This is a genomic window from Flavobacterium sp. (genome assembly GCF_044371705.1).
Classification (GTDB): Bacteria; Bacteroidota; Bacteroidia; order Flavobacteriales; family Flavobacteriaceae; genus Flavobacterium.
In genome coordinates this window covers 1-3,472 of the sequence record NZ_JBILTE010000235.1, presented here as the reverse complement: position 1 = coordinate 3,472, position 3,472 = coordinate 1, and the positions used below count along the sequence as shown (strand labels likewise).

The 3,472-nt window shown below is 33.4% G+C and carries 5 protein-coding genes; 4 read left to right on the top strand and 1 reads right to left on the bottom strand.

Annotated features, from left to right (window positions below; genetic code table 11):
* Positions 1 to 61 precede the first annotated feature (61 nt).
* Positions 62 to 529 carry a lipocalin family protein gene (locus tag ACIQ2S_RS12195; protein ID WP_396176381.1) on the bottom strand — a complete coding sequence of 156 codons (468 nt, stop codon included), beginning with the start codon at positions 527 to 529 and terminating at the stop codon, positions 62 to 64.
* A gap of 162 nt (positions 530 to 691) precedes the next feature.
* Between ACIQ2S_RS12195 and htpG the strand changes: the two genes are divergently transcribed.
* The 4 genes from htpG to ACIQ2S_RS12175 all read left to right on the top strand — a co-directional run.
* Entirely contained in the window at positions 692 to 2,578 is a 1,887-nt protein-coding gene (gene htpG / locus ACIQ2S_RS12190) for a molecular chaperone HtpG (RefSeq protein WP_396176379.1), read from the top strand.
* A 115-nt stretch (positions 2,579 to 2,693) separates the two neighbouring features.
* The gene (locus tag ACIQ2S_RS12185; RefSeq protein WP_396176377.1) at positions 2,694 to 2,933 is read left to right on the top strand and encodes a hypothetical protein; all 240 of its coding nucleotides are present in this window, start codon (positions 2,694 to 2,696) and stop codon (positions 2,931 to 2,933) included.
* A complete protein-coding gene (locus ACIQ2S_RS12180; protein WP_396176375.1) occupies positions 2,930 to 3,052 on the top strand; it encodes a type II toxin-antitoxin system RelE/ParE family toxin in 123 nt (40 codons plus the stop codon). Before ACIQ2S_RS12185 ends, ACIQ2S_RS12180 begins: the two co-directional genes overlap by 4 nt.
* A 196-nt stretch (positions 3,053 to 3,248) precedes the next feature.
* A partial coding sequence (locus ACIQ2S_RS12175; protein WP_396176373.1) for a hypothetical protein occupies positions 3,249 to 3,472 on the top strand: 224 nt, incomplete at its 3' end.

Genomic DNA, 3,472 nt, shown 5'->3' with positions numbered 1-3,472 from the left:
GAAAGGGAATGCAATAAGAAAAGTAATTGCAAGAAAAGCTATTTTTATATTTTTCATTTTTTTATTGTTTTATAAATTGATACACTACATCTGTTACGGTTCCTCCGACGTTTATCTTATCCACCAATTGAAAAGAATTGTCTGTTAGATTGGCTAATTTCAGCACGTAACCACTATGCACTTTTTTTGCTTTTTCGTCAGCATTCAAAACTTTCATGACATAATTTCCTTCTAAATTAATGTACCAAGTTATGGGTGAAGTAAAACTGGTACAACCTGCTTTTGAAATCGTCACATCTCCTTTGTTGTTGTTGGAAACAAAATTCCACGTACTACCCACAAAGCATTGTGAGTCGGCTATTTCAAAAGACTTCACTTTGATATAGTCAGAGCCGGTGTAAGTAACTGAACTGATATTCCATGTTCCTTTCATTCCTGCTTCTGTTTTATTATCCAATTGTTTTGACTGATTGGCTTTGCAAGCAGATAATACTAGCGTTAGCAATCCGAGAAAGAGTAATTTTTTCATTATGATTATTGTTTTTAATCCATTACAAATATAGGCATTCGTGTTTTCAGAATTATTTAAGAAATTTGTATAATTCACACGTCAATTTGTCAGACATATCGTTTTGGTACTTGTTTTGCAATCAAATTTTACAGTAATGTTTAACTAAAAAATGATACAATTATGACAACAGGAAAAATTAATGTTTCCGTAGAAAACATCTTTCCCTTAATCAAAAAATTTTTATACAGCGATCACGAAATTTTTCTTCGTGAATTGATTTCCAATGCAACTGATGCCACTTTAAAACTAAAACATCTTACCAGTATTGGTGAAGCGAAAGTAGAATATGGCAATCCGAAAATTGAAGTTAGAATCGACAAGGAAAACAAAAAACTTCATATAACCGACCAAGGATTGGGAATGACAGCCGAAGAGGTTGAAAAATACATCAATCAAGTGGCTTTTTCCGGTGCGGAAGAATTTTTAGAAAAATACAAGGATTCTGCTAAAGACTCGGGAATTATTGGTCACTTTGGCTTAGGATTTTACTCGGCTTTTATGGTCGCTTCCAAAGTAGAAATCATCACCAAATCATACAAAGACGAACCTGCTGCTCATTGGACGTGCGACGGTAGTCCGGAATTCACGTTGGTCCCTCATGACAAAACTGACAGAGGAACGGAAATCATCCTGCACATTGCCGAAGATTCATTAGAATTCTTAGAAGATTTTAAAATTCGTGAATTGTTGAAAAAATACAACAAATTCATGCCGGTGCCAATTAAATTCGGTACCAAAAAAGAAACACTTCCAAAGCCGGATGATGCTCCGGAAGATTACAAACAGGAAGAAACTGATGTGGACAATATCATCAACAACCCAACTCCCGCTTGGACCAAAGCTCCAGCAGAGTTAAAAGAAGATGATTATAAAGAATTTTACCGCGAATTGTACCCGATGCAATTTGAAGATCCGTTGTTCAGCATTCATTTGAACGTGGATTATCCGTTTAATTTGACCGGAATTTTATATTTCCCTAAAATGTCGGCCGACTTACAAATTCAGAAAGACAAAATTCAATTATACCAAAATCAGGTATATGTAACGGATAATGTGGAAGGGATTGTACCTGAATTTTTAGTCATGCTCCGCGGGGTGATCGATTCTCCTGATATTCCGTTGAATGTATCGCGTTCGTATTTACAATCGGATGGAAATGTGAAAAAGATTTCAAACTACATCACTCGTAAAGTTGCAGATAAATTGAAATCGTTATTCAATGATAACCGTGAAGATTTTGAACAAAAATGGAACGACATCAAAATTGTATTGGAATACGGAATGTTATCGGAAGATAAATTCTATGAAAAAGCGGGCGATTTTGTTTTGTATCCAACGGTTGATGAAAAGTATTTTACATTAAGCGAATTAAAAGAAAAAATCACTTCCAATCAAACCGACAAAAACGGAAAATTGGTTGTATTGTATGCGTCCAATAAAGAAGCTCAGCACGGCTACATTGATATTGCTAAAGAAAAAGGGTACGAAGTGTTGTTATTAGACAGTCCGATTGTATCGCATTTGATTCAAAAACTAGAATCCGACAATGAAAACCTAACGTTTGTTCGTGTGGATTCAGATCACATTGACAAGTTGATTCAAAAAGAAGACACGCAGATTTCAAAATTATCGGAAGAAGAATCAACCAAATTAAAAACTGTTTTAGAAGAGTTGGTTCCAAAAGCAACCTACACCGTTCAATTAGAACCAATGGACAGTTCGGCGGCTCCGTTTATGATCACGCAACCGGAATTTATGCGAAGAATGAAAGAAATGAGTCAAACCGGCGGTGGTGGAATGTTTGGCATGGGCAACTTCCCGGAAATGTATAATTTGGTAGTGAATACCAATTCAAATTTAGCAACCACCATTCTTTCAACCGAAGACAAATCGGCTCAGGAACATTTAGTGAAACAAGCGATGGATTTAGCAAAAATTTCCCAAGGATTGCTTAAAGGTGAAGAATTGACAGCTTTCGTGAAAAGAAGCTTTGAAATGATAAAGTAAGTGAATAGTAAATAGTGACTAGTAATTAGTGAAACCTGTAAGTGAGAACTTGCAGGTTTTTTTATGTAGTAAAAATTAATTCATTAATTTTATAACTAATTTAAATTTCAATAAAATGAATATTGAAACCCAACGAAAGAATATTGTTCATCGAATTTTAGATACTGAAAATACCTCTTTGCTAGCTAAGATAGAAGAGCTACTTGATGAAGAAGTTTTTACATTTAAAGCAGATGGTACTGCTTTAACTAAAAAAGAGTATCAAATTCACATTGCAAAAGTTTTACAGGCTTCTGAAGAAGGCGAAATAGGATATTCTACAGCTGAAGCAAAAGCTAAGATCAAAAGAAAATGAAGTCGATTGTTTGGTCTGAAGACGCAATTAATTCCATCCAGCATATTTATGATTATATTCATTCCAAAAGTCCTCAAAATGCTGAAATGGTTATAGAAACATTGTTCACTATTGGTTAAGAATTAGCAATTTTTCCGGAAAAAAATCCAATTGACCCAATATTTAAATCAGAATCAATACGATTTTTCCCTAAGTGGAATTTTAAAATCGTCTATAAAATTGAACCCTCAAGAATTTTTATTATCGATGTTTTTTCTACCCGACAAAATTTGAGTTTTTAATAGTTGATAACTTATGTTTAACAAAGAGAATTTTATGAAATCACACTATTTAATACTTATCATTCTATTTTACTCATGTTCCAATAAAACTAATACTCATTGCTATAATGTAGCTACAAAAAACATAATATATAAAGGTCTTACAACACCCTTAATTATATCATCTAATAAAAAAATAATCGAAATTTCAACTGATAAAGAAGCTACAATTGAAAAAGGGAATAGTAATGATAAATTTACATTACTAACCAATCAATC

What these genes read in the sequence shown, in the direction of transcription:
- ACIQ2S_RS12195 (WP_396176381.1), bottom strand. Translation starts at nt 529, where the DNA reads ATGAAAAAATTACTCTTTCTCGGATTGCTAACGCTAGTATTATCTGCT.
- ACIQ2S_RS12180 (WP_396176375.1), top strand. Translation starts at nt 2,930, where the DNA reads ATGAAGTCGATTGTTTGGTCTGAAGACGCAATTAATTCCATCCAGCAT.
- htpG (WP_396176379.1), top strand. Translation starts at nt 692, where the DNA reads ATGACAACAGGAAAAATTAATGTTTCCGTAGAAAACATCTTTCCCTTA.
- ACIQ2S_RS12185 (WP_396176377.1), top strand. Translation starts at nt 2,694, where the DNA reads ATGAATATTGAAACCCAACGAAAGAATATTGTTCATCGAATTTTAGAT.